This window comes from Paenibacillus sp. A14, from assembly GCF_036864815.1.
GTDB classification, from domain to species: Bacteria; Bacillota; Bacilli; order Paenibacillales; family Paenibacillaceae; genus Fontibacillus; species Fontibacillus sanfengchensis.
The window spans coordinates 612,764-627,332 of the sequence record NZ_JBAGJD010000003.1 but is presented as its reverse complement, the minus strand read 5'-3'; the positions used below and the strand labels follow the sequence as shown (position 1 = coordinate 627,332).

Below are 14,569 nucleotides of genomic sequence, written 5' to 3'. Positions count from 1 at the left end.
TCGCGTGACGCAAGAATACGCCACAAGGGGGAAGGGGGAGAACGAATGAAACGCAAACTATTAATAACGGGAGCGGCGGGTACAATAGGGAATGTACTTTACAAGGGGCTGCAAAACGATAATCGGTACGACATTGTCGGAGCGGATATACAGGCGGACGATGAGCAAGGCATTGTGCATGCGGATATCGCGGATGAAGCGCGGCTGGCAGAGCTGACGCAAGGAATTGATACGGTGCTCCATTTTGCCTGGATCAAGGACAACGGGGATTTTCTCGGCAAGGTGTTGGCTGGAAATGTGAGCGGTGCATATAAATTATTTGAGGCGGCGGTGCAAAATGGCGTCCGCCGCATTGTATTCGCCAGTTCCAATCATGCGACCGGTTTTTACAAGACGGACGAGAAGGTTGATCCCGACGATCCGTACCGTCCGGATAGCTTTTACGGGCTCAGCAAATGCTATATCGAACTGCTGGGCCGGCTTTATTCTGACCAAGGGAAGATATCTTCGTTCAATATTCGCATCGGCAACTTTCCGGGGGACGATCGGCCCCATTCCGAACGTGCAGGGCATATCTGGATATCCGAGCGTGATATGCTTCAACTGATCGTTTGCTGCATTGAAGCTGGTGACGAACTGAAGTATTTGAATCTGTACGGCACCTCCGCCAATAGCGATAACTACTACAACATAGATTATCTGGAGGAACTGATCGGATATAAACCTCAGGATGACGCAACAAAGTTGCTTGAGCTAGCCAAGGCAGCGGGACGCAAGGTGAGCCGGGATGAAACGGCCTATCAGGGGGGACAGCAACCGTAGCCCGCCATTCCGCCGCCTCGATCCGTCATTTTTTCAAACTCCTTATATATTCCAAATGTTTGATAGACGCCGCAAGGCGTCTATTTTTCGGCAACGATCGCAAACATGGGCCGGTGGCGGTTTAGGATTTTTTCTCCTGGACTATAAAATTCAGCATCGAATCCTTCATGGATTTGGATTTTAGTAAAGCCAATAAACTTAAGCATTTCGCTGTCCCATCCAGGTCTTCTTACGTAGGTTAACGGCAAGGTAAGCGCCAGTTGATCTCCTTCCTCGATGTCTTTCTCTTCACGGTACGGCAAGTAACCTTGCTCCATCGCCTCCTCCTTGGCTTTTCTGAAAAGCTCTGCCTCCTGGGGATGGCTCAAAAACAAATTCCAATTTGCGTCGAAAATAATAACTTGGCCCCCGTCGTTAAGCATCCCATGCCAATTTTGATAAGCCGTAACAGGATTGTATAGGAACCAAGTGACATTCCTGGAAATGATGACATCAAAGGTTTCTTCGGTTTTATATTCGATGATATCTGTCTCCATAATCCTGATATTGCAGTTGTATTTTTGCGCATTTTGCCTAGCTCTAGCCACCATTTCAGGCGAGGAATCAATGGCGGTAACCAGGTGCCCCATCCGGCTAAGCAAAACCGCAAAAAATCCGGGCCCCGTTCCAACATCCAGGATCTTTAAATTCCGTTTTCCGGATAAAAGACCACTCAGGATCGCGTTCCATTGATCATATGTATTCGTTGCAAATTCGGTATTAACGATTTCATCATACACGGCGGCCCCTTTGTCCCAATAATCCCGATATTGCTCTGCAAGTTTATGCTCACTCATTAATCCTCGTCTCCTTCATCCCAAAAAAATATGTTGCAAATCGTAATAATTACGATTAATAATATACAAAGATTATTCCGTTTGCAAGTGGTCATGAACATTGCAGCAGTTTAATCACCAACATCAAGGGAGAAGAAGTAGGAGGAGTAGGGATGTTTAGCAGATATGGTTTCATTGTTGCCGCCGTTTTGACGTTGTTGTTGCTTGTGGGGTGCTCACAAGCCAAAAGCACGGTTTCCGGTTCCGGTCAAGAAGCGGACAAACAAATCGTTGTAGCGGTAACCCAGGATGCTGAAGGGGATAAACTGGATGCCGCGACCTTCAATGGAACACGCCATGTGCATGCCGCTGTATATGATGCGCTGGTGGAATATGAAGGGGAAGGCAAGATCGCCCCCAGCTTGGCCGAATCATGGGAAATCTCCGATGACGGAAAGACCTATACTTTTCAGCTAAGAAAACAAGTGAAATTTTCGGACGACAGTCCATTGAATTCAGCGGCCGTTAAGTTTTCTTTGGAGCGGGCGGTCGGCAGAGAAGAGAACGCTACGCTTGAAATATCCCGTTTGCTGAAAAAAATAGAAACCCCTGATGACAACACCGTCGTACTTACGTTTAAAGAAACCGCAACTCAAGTTTTGTATGAGCTTAGTCAGGCGAGGCCTTTTCGGATTATGAGTCCAACCGCGGTGACTCCTGCGGGAGATGTGAATGGAGCCTTTCACCAAGCGATCGGCACGGGGCCTTGGAAAATAGGCAGCTATCAGCAAGGAGTCGAGACGGTTCTGGTTGCAAATGAGCATTATTGGTTAGAGGAACCATCGGAGTATTCGCTTGTCTTTAAAGTCATTACTGATCCGCAGGCAAGGGTGCTTGCGCTGCAATCCGGAGAGGTGGATCTTGCAGGTGGGGAAGTTGGCAATATTCCGGCGGAAAGTCTAATTGTTTTTCAAAATAACGACAAGTATGTGGTGGAAACGGGAACCAGTACGATGTCCTATTTTTTGGTCATCAATCAAAATAATGCGGCTCTAGCGGATAAAAATATACGCCAGGCGATCAATTACGGAAATGATACGAGTAAATTTGCAGATGGAAGCGGTGAACCGGTCAAAGGGTTGTTTCAAGAAGAAGTCGCCTTTGTCACGGACGATAACCAGCCGTTCTACCCTTATAATCCGGAGAAGGCAAAACAATTGATCGAAGCCGCGGGTTACAAATGGAATGAGAAAAAGCAGCTTTATGAAAAAGACGGACAAGTCCTGCAGTTGCGATTGGTGATTCAAACGGAAGAATATCCGGAGTGGAAAGAGATGGCGGAAATTTTTCAGGACAACATGAAGCAGATCGGCATCCAAGTGGACATCGTGAATCAGGAACGGGCAGCTTACTATGATACGTTATGGAGCAGCAAGGATTATGACCTGCTTATGTATCGGACTTATACGGATGCGCAGTTGCCGTATCGATTCCTGTCTTCTCTATTCTATAGTTCGCCATCCGCGCCGGGGGTCGCTTATCAAGACCGTCCATTATCGGACCTGCTGAATCAGATTGCTTCCACCGTCTCGGTAGAGAAGCAGCAGGCGCTATTTGACCAAGTGTTTCTTCGCATGTACGAGGAAGCGATGTCGGTGCCAATCTACTACGCCAAGCAAACCTTTGTTCATACGCGCGAACTTACCGGCTTTACTTTCAATGCCATAGAAGACGATCCTTTAAAGTGGCATCACTTGAAGAAGGAAGCCCAATAATGCTGCGTTCCATTACCCATCGTCTGTTGATGTTAGTGCTTACGTTTGTCCTGTTTTCATTGTTCCTCTTCACACTTATGCGTCTGGCGCCGGGGGATCCGGCGTCGATGATGCTGCTAAACATCGGGGCGGTGCCGGAACGATCATTAGTGGCTCATTTGCAGGCGCAATGGGGGCTTGATCAATCGTTTATTCAGCAATACATGGCTTGGGTTTTTCAGATATTCCAAGGAGAACTGGGAAATTCTTTTATGTCCGGCGAACCGGTGTTACACGAAATCATGAACCGTTTAGAACCGACGTTCACACTGATCGCAGGCTCTTTTTTGCTTACGGTGACTGTTTCAATACCGGCAGGAATTTGGTCAGGGTTAAATGCAGGCTCGATTCCGGATCGCGTGGTTTATTCGGTAACCATTTTAGGGTTGTCGATCCCTTTATATTGGCTTGCTATTCTTCTCATGTATGCTTTCGGTGTGATCTGGCCGATTCTTCCGATCGTCGGAAGCTCTTCCGTACAGCATTATGTGCTCCCGGTAACGGCGATTTCCCTGGTCCAAAGCGTTTACTTCATTCGGATGGTACGCTCATACACCGTACAGTACAGTAAATTCTCTTATATTGAGGCGGCAAAAGCCAGAGGTTTGCGGCCCGCTATCTTTTATCCGGCTTATTTATTCCGCGCCATGTTCATCCCGATCCTGACGTTAATCACGACCAGCTTGCCGAGCTTTTTTGGAGCCTCGATCATCACGGAAACGATTTTTAGTTTTCCGGGGTTCAGCAAGTATATGCTCGAGGCCATTTACCGCCGTGATTTTCCCGTCATTCAGGGAAGCGCGCTGCTGGTGGCCGCTTTTATATTCGGGTTTAACTTTGTGAGCGATATCCTTTATTTTTTGGCCGATCCGCGTGTTCATCTTGACAAACAGAGGTGGGAACTATGATGAATCTCGTTCGGGCGAATAAACTTCCAACAACAGCTTTGTTGTTAATTGTGGCTCTTCTTATTGCCGGACTGAGCGCATCATGGATATCACCTTATGACCCGTTCCAAACCAATCATCAAGCAAAGCTCCTTCCCCCAAGCCTCTCTCATCCGTTTGGAACGGATTATCTGGGAAGAGATTTGTTAAGCCGGGTGATTCACGGGATCGGCGACTCGGTGTTCCCCGTTTTCATCGTTCTCGGCGTTGTCATGTTGATCGGACTGTTCGTTGGTGCACTGAGTGCTTTTTGGGGGAATAAACTTGACATGTTGATGATGAGTGTGACGGATATTTTTACGGCCTTGCCGAATGTCCTGCTCACCATTGTGGTGGTTGGCTTTCTCGGTTTTGGCATGGAGAATGTGTATTTTGCGGTGATTCTTTCCTGGTGGGCCAAGTACGTAAGATTAATTCGCGGTTTGATCCATGATGTAAAAAAGGAGCCGTATATTATCGCCAGCAGGGTAAGCGGTTCTTTTGGCATGAGAACGATAATACGTCATATGGTACCCAATATCGCCCCGCAGCTTGGAACCATGCTGATTCTGGATGTAAGCAAGGTGATCTTGACTTTATCCGGGTTGTCCTTCTTAGGAATTGGCGCGCAGCCGCCTTCACCCGAATGGGGTGTGATGTTGTTGGATGGGAAAAATTATTTGCAAGTTGCGCCATGGATGGGGTTTTTCCCAGGCTTTATGATTTTTCTGACAGCCTGTTCGTTCCAGATTGTTGGCGAACGGCTTAGGAGGGGAAAGTAATGGATTCCGCAGTAGAAATAAATAATCTGAGTATTAGAAACGCAAATGGTCGGCCGCTTGTAAACAACAGCAGTTTTTGTTTGGAGCCGGGGAAAACATACTGCTTATTGGGAGAAAGCGGAAGCGGCAAGACGTTAACAAGCAAAGCTATTTTAGGAATGCTGCCTGCAGATCTGCAAATGTCGGGCGATATCCTGTTGCGCGGCAAAAACCTGAATCGTTTATCCCAAAGGGACTGGCGCAAAATCAGGGGGAAACAGGTGGGCGTCATTTTTCAGCACCCTGAACAAGCGTTACATCCAGCGCTCTCGATTGGCAGACAATTAGGTGATCTTATGCTTAGTCATTTACCGGTATCGAGGCATGAGGCTGAGCAACAAGCGGAAAAGATGCTGTCTCAAGTGCTCTTGAACGATACGGCGCATGTGATGAAAAGTTATTCTCATGAGCTGAGCGGCGGAATGAATCAACGTGTCATGATTGCGATGGCGCTTCTGTTAAAGCCTGAAGTCGTCATCGCCGATGAGCCGACGAGCGCGCTTGATGTCACCACCCAGGCTGAAGTCATCTCCTTATTGCATCATCTGATATTGGAGCTGAACATGAGTATGTTGTTTATTACGCACGATATACTCCTGGCAAGTTATCTTGCGGATACGATCGGGGTGATGCGTGACGGAGAAATCATAGAGCAGGGAAGCACAGAGCGAATATTAGGACAACCCGAGCATGAATATACCAAGCAATTATGCAGGTATCGATCGCAAAAGCTCCTTAGCAAAGGAGGTGCCGGCCCCAATGCTTCAAGTTCAGCAGCTATTCAAAGAAATGAATGGAAGGCAAATTCTGAATGACATCCATTTTGTGATAGAAGACGGGGAATCTTTAGCCATCGTAGGCGAGAGCGGCAGCGGCAAATCCACGCTAGCCCAACTGATCATGGCCTTAAAACAACCGACATCGGGGCAAATTATATTTAATGGGCAACACCTGCCCCACAAAGGAATAAAAGCGTATAAAGAATGGTATCGCGATATTCAGATCGTTTTTCAAAATACTGCCTCAACATTAAACCCGGCGATGAGCTTGTTTCAGTGTCTGGAAGAACCGTTAAAGAACTTTACAACCTTGAATAGAGTGGAGCGTAAAAAGCGAATTTTAGAGTATTTGGACAAAGTGGGGCTTCGTGAGGACCTTCTTAGATACCGGCCAGATAAATTAAGTGGAGGCCAGTATCAAAGAGCCTGCCTGGCTAAAGCGCTGATCGTTCATCCCAAACTATTGATCTGTGATGAAATCGTCTCGAACCTTGATATCGTGTTGCAACAGCGGATCATAGAACTCCTTAAGTCCATTCAGCGGGAACAAGGGTTGTCTCTTTTGTTCATTACCCATGATCTCTCGCTTGTTCCCGGACTGTGCCAAGATATTTTAGTGATGAAAGACGGGAAAAAGATCGAGCAATTTCCTACTTCCGACCTCCATAATGAGAGCGTGCGAGACGCCTATACGATCGAGTTGCTTAAATCAACTGAAATGCTTGAAGCCAAGTGGATGATATGGAAAGAGCCGGGCCCTCAACCGATTATGGTAAGAGAATGCGGAAGGGCGTTGAAAGCTTGAGAACATAGAAAGGCCGGTGGGTTGGCCAGCAGATCAACATCCACCGTCCGGGCGCTTTGCACGATTATCCCGTTTGATCAGGTAGAAGAGAATAGACAAGCTCGAGAGAAGTAAGTATTTGGTGGGAAACAGATAGGTTCGAGATAATGAGACGGTCTTAAGACGATCTTAGGAGAAGGAAGCAAATTTAGGAGAAGTGAAGCAGACCGGACGGTAGATGAAGGACAAGATGCGGGGGGAAACGAAAAGACCGTGATTTTGCTGCAGCCTGAACCTTTCCGTCTGCAGCAACGCCCGCACTGTTCATGCTAACCCACACCCATCAAGTTGATCCGCATCAAACTAATCCCCTCTACTCCAGCGTCTCGATCAGGCTACAGCCGCAAGGGGCTGATTCAGTTGGCGCGCGATAAGCCGATGGTAGGGAAGCGTCGGTATCGCCACACACATCTGCAGCAACTTCTGCCGAATCGTTTCTTCCGCTCTGGGCAAGCGCAGCCAGCGGCGTCCGGTAAACTCGTTTAGGTAAGCCTGCAGATGCTTCAGTCCCAAGGCTCCATACGTATTCTTCAGCGATTCCCACGCCTCTCTCACCACTTTTCGCAAGGGCGCATACAGCCGATAGGATAGAGGGAACGATTGTACCGCTGATGTACTAACATTTACATGCCTGTTGATGAACGCGGCGAGTTCGAGACGGTTTGCCCTTTTCCCGTCTCCTCTCTTATACGGTATCAGGCGGATTTTGACCTGCTCCGGCTCGCCCGACTCCCTTACCGTGCATCCCGCTACTACCGCCAAAGCATACGGATGCGGAAACTGACACCGGGATGGGTTACGCCCATACAGATCGCTGTTCACCTTCACATCTCCGCAGAGCAGCTCCTGGGCATCGAACTCCCCGACGGCATGGCGTATTTTGTGCAGCATCAACCAGGCGGTTTTGTATGTGACCTCGATCACCTGGCTCAGTCGCATCGCCGAGATGCCGCCCTCAAGTAGGAATAAATCCAGGGACTCGAACCACTTGAGCAGGGGCAGATGTGTTCGTTCAAAAATCGTGCCGACCAAAGCCGACGTTTGATGCGCGCACTTTCCGCACTCGAACAAGGGGATTCGTCGGGAAGTCAGACGGCTGCACCGGGTGTGAGCGCAGCGCGGGCAGACGAAGCCGTTTGGCCACTTCATCGCGATCAGCGCCTCCATGCAAGCCTGTTCGCTGTTATAACGGCTGCTGAATGGTTGAAGTTCCCTTCCCGCATTGACCTCCATGTTCACTCGCCCCCGAATCAAGATTTAAAACGCGTGTTCGTTTTACTTCATTATATCGAACATGCGTTCCTATATCAAGCCGAAAATCTCACCTGAACCGCCTCATTTTTTTCTTATTTCGATTTATCCATTTACCTTAGCTCCCAACCTCTGCCCCTGAACGAAAGGGATAATCTTGCAAAGGCAGCAGGCGGGGACACCAAGACACGAACACTATAGTGTCAAAGTCATAATTTATTTCGTCAAGCACTGATCTCGGTTATGAGCGTCAACTCCAGAATTGGATTGCCGCTTTGTCCATTACTTCAAGGCTTACTTGCCAATTTTTATGCTGCGAAAGTTAAGTGTAGGACTATTGGATGCTCGTATTAAAGACGAAACGATTCCGCTTCGTCATGTGATCGGTCAGGAAACCAACGGAGCAGGCGGCATGTTTACAGAAATTTACATTAAATCCCACTATCAACAATTTCCATTCTTATGCATCCTCCGATATTGGGCTGGCGTCATTCCATACACCTTTTTGAAGATGGAATAAAACGTGTTAAGCGACGAAAAGCCGTATTTTTGGATGATCGGCTCAATTGGCGAGTCGGAGGCAAGCAACTCCTGACAAATGTAATTTAGGCGCTTCTCCGATATCTTCTCCGTAATCGACTGGTTTGTCTCCGCTTTATACAAACTGCGGAAATAATTCACGGACAGACCCAAATGGTCGGCCAGCATTTTTGCGGACAAGTTCGAATCGGTTAATTGTTCTTCAATGAACTGGTCCGCCTGCTCGATCAGGGCCGCGTTTTTGGACAGACTGCGGGCAGCCTCAATGTCTTCAAGCGTCTTGGTTATCAGAGCTTCCATCCATGGCACTACGTTTTCCATCGTCTCCTGCTGTATGATCTGATTCTCGATGGAAGTCAGCCCCCATGAATGGGGCAACGTCTGACTGGAGTGCTCCTGCATAAGCCGGCGTATGTCCATAAACAAGGTAATCAACGACATTTTGCATTCAAAATAGGGCAGTCCCCGCAGCTTGACCACGGCTGAGCGTATGATTTCCAGAACCGTATCCACGTTACCCTTGGAAAGAGCCTGAGCGATCTGCCGCTCTTTGTCCACAGGCAAATGATACAGTTCTCCTGGCGCGTCGGCCAGCCATGCTTTTATGATGAGCGCTCCGTGCCCGAATCGGAACCGTTCGTGCGTTAGTTCATACGTCTCCATATATACCTCATGCATGTCGGTCAGACTGGGCAACGTCCTACCCCAAGCGACGGTCGTGCCGATGGACAAATACTGCTCCATTAATTGCATAGATACTTGCAGCTTCTTTGCATATTCTTCGGACATTGGAGCGGATAAGACAACCGCCACGTGATCGTTCCCCATGTCCACCGTTTGCAGCTTGTGCTTGGAAAATTGCAGCGACTCTTGGATAATATTGGACATTGCAAATCGGAGTAGACGCCGGTCCTTCTCCGGGTAGGCCTCCGTAAATTCCGAGAAGTGGTCGATCCGAAAGATGGCCACCGACAGCTGATCTTCCGGCAGAGCAATTCCCCATTCTTGGAATTGAGAACATATTTCCTCTGCCGTATGGTAGATACCCCCCAGAAAATCCCGTAAAAACCGCTCTTTACCCAGAATTTTAGTATGCCGCCAGTGCTCGGTCAGTTCATAGATCTGCTTGTGTTGGGCTGTAAACACATTGGATAAGTAGTCAAGTTCATTTGCGCTAAATCCTTCGCCGGGCCTTTCCGCTTGATGCTGCCGCATCACTCTGCTAATCAGTTCTTGAATAGGCGAGTAGACCCGTTTGGAAATCAGAACGATAACGGTCAATGATGCTACGAACAGAATGAGGAACAAGATCATGCTTGTGTTGCGAAGAACAGTGATTTTTCCCAAAATGACCGACTTCGGTATAGTTTCGATAAAGGTCCAATCTTGAATTCCTTTGATGGAGGAGCTTGCGTAAACCATCAGTTGCTCTTCCTGATTGCGGGGCTGAAACAGCTTCCATCCGCTTTCGCCCTTATTCCCTTGGCTCCTGAGCTCCGCAATTTGTTCCTGATTCAAAGGAATGCTGCTAAAAACCGTCTTATCCCGATCATTCAGAACAGTGACCGACCTGTTCGCATAATTCGAATTGTTCTGAAGCAAGGTCATTAAATTATCAGTATCTATATTCAGAACGAAAGCCGAGATGGAACTGCCTTTTTCGTAAAATCTTACGATGCTAATCACCTCTTTGGCCTTAATGCCGACAAGCGGAATGGACAAGGTTCTCGGAATGAGAACGCTGTGGTCCGCTGTAGCCGGATCCTGCAAGCGCTTAATAATGTCCTGGTCGTAAAAAGCTTCCGCATCACTCAATCCAAGTCTGGAATCTACTACAGTATTTGTGTAATCGTTGATTAGGTATACCGAATCGATAGACGGATTGGCGTTCTTGATTTCGATAAGCCGTCTCCATACCTTATAAGTTTCAAAATCGCTGTATTGATCCGAAAGGGCATTTACCTTGAGGGTACTGTCATCGCTGGAGGAGAAGCTGAATTCCAAAGACCATTCCATCAGTCGCGCTGTGTTCCGGGCACCGTTCACTAGCAAGGATTCGGAATGATCGCCGATCTCTTCCAGAAGCGTCTGGGAAGACTGCCCATAGAGCAGCGCGAAAGATACAGCCAGAACCAGAACGTTTGCACTGACAAAATAAAAAATAAGTTTCATATAAGTAGGATGCCGCTTCAGCGATGTGAAAAGTGGAAGTCTGAACTTCATTGCTCTGAATCCCCCGTTATTATAACTTCCGATTCTTATCATTTTTAGATTATTAATTATAGCATAACGAGCATTCCTGTCTGCAGAATCGGTTATTTTCGAGGGTAGTGTTGTTTTTGGGAAGTTCGTAAATCTGCGCTTGCAGGAAAAATTGGAGCTTGCCGGAATTGCCGTTGCGGTGAGAGCTCGGTAAGGTAACGGTATAAATAACGGGACGCAGATGCGATTGCCTGTTTCGATGAAAGGGGGAAGTAAAACTATGCAATATCAACTTAATGCAAGGAAACGGTCCAAGCTGAAGCATATTGTTCGTAATCCTTTTCTCTATGCTATGGCCGTGCCGGGGCTGCTGTTCTTTCTCGTGTTCAGTTATTTTCCCATATACGGGATTATAATTGCCTTCAAGGACTATAATTTTGCCAAAGGAATTACGGGAAGCGAATGGGTCGGATTAAAAAACTTCAACTATTTTTTTACTTCGGATGACTTCTGGGTGATACTGCGCAACACGCTGATGCTGAACATGCTGTTCATTTTGTTTACTACGGCGGCTGCTGTATTAATCGCGCTAATGTTCAATGAAATTCGCAATAAGTATTTCAAACGAATTTCGCAGTCTTTTATTTTTCTTCCTTATTTTATGTCCTGGATTGTGGTAGGAATGATTGTCCAATCCTTGTTCGGCGGGGAAGAGCCGATGATCAATACTTGGCTGCAAAATTTCGGCTTGGAACCGGTCAACTGGATGTTTGAGTCGAAGCTGTGGCCTTTCATACTGACGGTTATCCGCGTGTGGCAAGGAGCCGGTTATCTTTCGATTATTTTTCTGGCCGCGATTACCGGCATATCGGAGGATTTGTACGAGGCTGCCCGGATAGACGGGGCATCTAAGCTGCAGATTGTGTTGCGCATTACGCTGCCGCTGCTCGTTCCAACTGTTATGATCATGACTTTGCTGGCCGTAGGCAAGATTTTCAACGGGGACTTTGCCATGATCTATGCCATCATTGGAGACAATTCCTTGCTGTATCCGACTACCGATGTCATCGACACCTTTGTATTCCGCTCCATGAGACAGTTGCACGACTTCGGCATGTCTTCGGCGGTTGGCCTGTTCCAGTCGGTTATGGGTCTGATCTTCGTCATTGCCGCCAACTGGGTAACCCGACGGGTGTCTAAAGAATCCGCTTTATTCTAGGAGGTAACGATGAGACAGAAACAGAGTGCTGCGGATCAAACTTTTACAGTATTTGCCTATACGTTCATTTTATTGTTCACCTTATTTTGTCTGTTTCCTTTTCTGCTGATGATTATCGGATCGTTTACGGACGAGGGGGAACTGATTGCGCACGGGTATACTTTATTTCCGCAAAAATTATCACTGGACGCTTATAAAGCGGTTTTGCAATCGGATGTGCTGCTGAACGGCTACGCGGTCACAATTTTTATCACCGCGGTAGGCGCATTAAGCGCCTTGTGCATTTCCGCAATGCTTGGCTATTCTCTGGCCAACAAGCGGAATGTCCTGCAAACGCCTTTTCTGATTTTTTGCTATTTGCCTATGCTTTTTTCCGGAGGCATCATTCCGTTTTATATTGTGGTCAGTCAGTGGCTGCATTTGCAGAATACCGTTTGGGTGCTAATTTTAACATTATTATGCCAGCCGTTCCTCGTCTTTTTGCTTGTCAGTTTCTTCCGTACAATTCCCGAGGAATTGGAGGAAGCCGCAAGAATTGATGGAGCAAATGAGATGAGAATTTTCTTTCAAATTATGATACCGATCTCGAAGCCGATTCTGGCTTCCGTCGGTCTCTTTTATGCCCTGAACTACTGGAATGACTGGTTTATGGGATTGATGTTCGTGGATAATGAGAAGCTGTTCCCGCTGCAATTGATTCTGCGCCGGATGGTATCCAATATGGAGGCCGCCAGAAATCTCATTCCCGCCTCGGCGGCCATTGCCGTGACGCCACCAACCTATGGCGTGCGGATGGCGACAACCGTACTGACAATCGGCCCGATTGTCTTGCTGTATCCCTTGCTTCAGAAGTATTTTGTCAAAGGTCTAACGGTAGGAGCTGTGAAAGGGTAATCGAGGATTTCCGGCATTAACCGGATCAGCCCGGTTAATCATAGATACTTTTTTTCTTCATTATATAAAGGGAGGTTAAAGAAATGAGATTGAAAAAATGGTTTGGCGCGGTGACGACCACAGTATTGGCTTTGTCATTGATGCTGGCGGGCTGCGGAGGCAAAACGGAGACTGGCGGCAATAAAGGAAATTCTCCAACGAATACGGAAAGCGCTACATCCGCACCGAAGGAAACGGTGACGCTGAAGGCTTATTTTCCGGGGGATAAGCCGGCGGGCTTTGACGATGTGCTGCAGGCGGTCAACGACAAATTGAAAGCGGACAACGTCGGAGCGGCTTTGAATATCAATTTCTTGCCGTGGTCCGATTACGGGAATGCGGTATCTGTGAAGATGTCTGCCGGGGAAGACTTCGATATGTATTTGGATGCCCCATGGTTGTCCATGAATCAGATGATCGCCAGCAATTCTTTGCTGGAACTGGATGCCATGGTGGCCGAGCGTCCGGAGCTCAAAGCGTCCATTCCTGATGAAATGTGGGATTATAACAAATTCGACGGCAAAATTATGGGCATTCCGCTCGGAACCACCCAAGGCCCGGTATACGGCCTGCTTATCCGCAAAGATTTGCGCGAGAAATACGGGCTTCCCGAGTTGAAAACACTCGAAGATCTGGAGAAATTTTTGTATACGGTCAAGGAAAACGAGAAGGATGTCAGACCCTTCGTCATTAATGGCATCAAAGCCGATAAACTTCCGTTTATCCTGAGTGAATCCGCTAATCTGGCGCTCGATGAAGTGCTGGAAATCGGCGTCAGCATGTTCGCCTATTCAACCAAGGACAAGAAAGTTGTCGGTCAATGGGCAAGCCCGATGATTGCCGATGGTTATGAACGCGTCACTAAATACTATAAGGATGGCATAATTTCCAAAAATATCGCGCAGGAGCAAAATGCCGAAACACTGTTCAAACAGGGCAAATATGCCGCAACCTATTATGCGGCTGACGGTGTGGAGGGATTGAAATATTCGGATATGCTGAAGGACGGCAGCGACAAGCTTGAGGTTTTCGTTCCAAACGGTGATAAGGCTAAGCCGTATACCGCTTTCCAGCAATGGAACTTCCTTTGCATTCCGGCTTCATCCAAGCACAGCGATTTGGCTCTGGACGTAGTCAATTGGTTGTCCATTAAGGAAAACCACGATTTGATGGAATACGGCATTCAAGGCAAGGATTGGGAGCCTGTCGGCGATACGAGCTATAAGGTGCTGTCCAACTATTCGTTCCCGGGCTTTGTGTTGACCTGGCGGCCAACGCTGAACCGCACGCCGGATACGATGATGCCGGATGACAAGAAGTGGTTCGACTTCTCCGCCGACCCGGCTAATTTCACGCTTAGTCCGACGGCAGGCTTCAGCTTTAACGCTGAAAAGGTGAAGACGGAGTATGCCAAAATTACGCCGCTTCACGATTCGCTCTTCCTGCCGCTTAGTCAAGGCTTGCTGCCTGCGGATGAAGGCAAGGCGATGCTGGAGGAAAAAATGGCGAGCCTCGGCGGACAAAAAGTGATCGATGAAATTCAAGCGCAAATCAACGCCGTTACATCCGGTAAATAACAATCATTGAAAGACGGAAAGAGGTA

The 14,569-nt window shown here is 47.7% G+C and carries 12 protein-coding genes and 1 pseudogene; 10 read left to right on the top strand and 3 right to left on the bottom strand.

All coding sequences use genetic code 11. The features are described from left to right. Positions 1 to 45: 45 nt before the first annotated feature. Positions 46 to 822, top strand: a complete 777-nt coding sequence (locus V4U88_RS10820) for an NAD-dependent epimerase/dehydratase family protein (RefSeq protein ID WP_334073267.1) — start codon at positions 46 to 48, stop codon at positions 820 to 822. Positions 823 to 902: 80 nt separating this feature from the next. On the opposite strand, the gene V4U88_RS10815 is transcribed toward V4U88_RS10820, so the two are convergent. Beyond that, positions 903 to 1,658 carry a class I SAM-dependent methyltransferase gene (locus V4U88_RS10815; protein ID WP_334073266.1) on the bottom strand — a complete coding sequence of 252 codons (756 nt, stop codon included), beginning with the start codon at positions 1,656 to 1,658 and terminating at the stop codon, positions 903 to 905. 152 nt (positions 1,659 to 1,810) lie between these two features. On the opposite strand from V4U88_RS10815, the gene V4U88_RS10810 reads away from it, so the two are divergent. The 5 genes from V4U88_RS10810 to V4U88_RS10790 are packed head-to-tail and all read left to right on the top strand — an operon-like array spanning position 1,811 to position 6,782. Continuing rightward, positions 1,811 to 3,412 carry an ABC transporter substrate-binding protein gene (locus V4U88_RS10810; protein ID WP_334073265.1) on the top strand — a complete coding sequence of 534 codons (1,602 nt, stop codon included), beginning with the start codon at positions 1,811 to 1,813 and terminating at the stop codon, positions 3,410 to 3,412. Then, entirely contained in the window at positions 3,412 to 4,359 is a 948-nt protein-coding gene (locus V4U88_RS10805; protein ID WP_334073264.1) for an ABC transporter permease, read from the top strand. Before V4U88_RS10810 ends, V4U88_RS10805 begins: the two co-directional genes overlap by 1 nt. Further along, positions 4,356 to 5,159 carry an ABC transporter permease gene (locus V4U88_RS10800; RefSeq protein ID WP_334073263.1) on the top strand — a complete coding sequence of 268 codons (804 nt, stop codon included), beginning with the start codon at positions 4,356 to 4,358 and terminating at the stop codon, positions 5,157 to 5,159. The genes V4U88_RS10805 and V4U88_RS10800 overlap by 4 nt, the downstream gene beginning before the upstream one ends. Next, positions 5,159 to 6,013 (top strand): ABC transporter ATP-binding protein, encoded by an 855-nt coding sequence (locus V4U88_RS10795; protein ID WP_334073262.1) that lies wholly within the window; start codon positions 5,159 to 5,161, stop codon positions 6,011 to 6,013. Before V4U88_RS10800 ends, V4U88_RS10795 begins: the two co-directional genes overlap by 1 nt. Next, complete coding sequence (locus V4U88_RS10790) at positions 5,958 to 6,782, top strand: ABC transporter ATP-binding protein (RefSeq protein ID WP_334073261.1); 825 nt, start codon at positions 5,958 to 5,960, stop codon at positions 6,780 to 6,782. The genes V4U88_RS10795 and V4U88_RS10790 overlap by 56 nt, the downstream gene beginning before the upstream one ends. A 369-nt stretch (positions 6,783 to 7,151) precedes the next feature. On the opposite strand, the gene V4U88_RS10785 is transcribed toward V4U88_RS10790, so the two are convergent. Then, the gene (locus tag V4U88_RS10785; protein WP_334073260.1) at positions 7,152 to 8,054 is read right to left on the bottom strand and encodes an IS1595 family transposase; all 903 of its coding nucleotides are present in this window, start codon (positions 8,052 to 8,054) and stop codon (positions 7,152 to 7,154) included. Between the two features lie 343 nt (positions 8,055 to 8,397). Between V4U88_RS10785 and V4U88_RS10780 the strand changes: the two are divergent. Next, positions 8,398 to 8,490: pseudogene (locus tag V4U88_RS10780) on the top strand (hypothetical protein); the annotation flags it as partial. Positions 8,491 to 8,516: 26 nt separating this feature from the next. Here the strand turns inward: V4U88_RS10780 and V4U88_RS10775 are convergent. Further along, a complete protein-coding gene (locus V4U88_RS10775; RefSeq protein ID WP_334073259.1) occupies positions 8,517 to 10,784 on the bottom strand; it encodes an AraC family transcriptional regulator in 2,268 nt (755 codons plus the stop codon). A gap of 310 nt (positions 10,785 to 11,094) precedes the next feature. On the opposite strand from V4U88_RS10775, the gene V4U88_RS10770 reads away from it, so the two are divergent. From V4U88_RS10770 to V4U88_RS10760, 3 genes are all read left to right on the top strand, one after another. Further along, positions 11,095 to 12,033, top strand: a complete 939-nt coding sequence (locus V4U88_RS10770) for an ABC transporter permease (RefSeq protein WP_334073258.1) — start codon at positions 11,095 to 11,097, stop codon at positions 12,031 to 12,033. 9 nt (positions 12,034 to 12,042) lie between these two features. Next, entirely contained in the window at positions 12,043 to 12,927 is an 885-nt protein-coding gene (locus V4U88_RS10765; protein ID WP_334073257.1) for a carbohydrate ABC transporter permease, read from the top strand. Between the two features lie 83 nt (positions 12,928 to 13,010). Next, the gene (locus V4U88_RS10760; protein ID WP_334073256.1) at positions 13,011 to 14,543 is read left to right on the top strand and encodes an extracellular solute-binding protein; all 1,533 of its coding nucleotides are present in this window, start codon (positions 13,011 to 13,013) and stop codon (positions 14,541 to 14,543) included. The last annotated feature ends 26 nt before the right edge of the window (positions 14,544 to 14,569 follow it).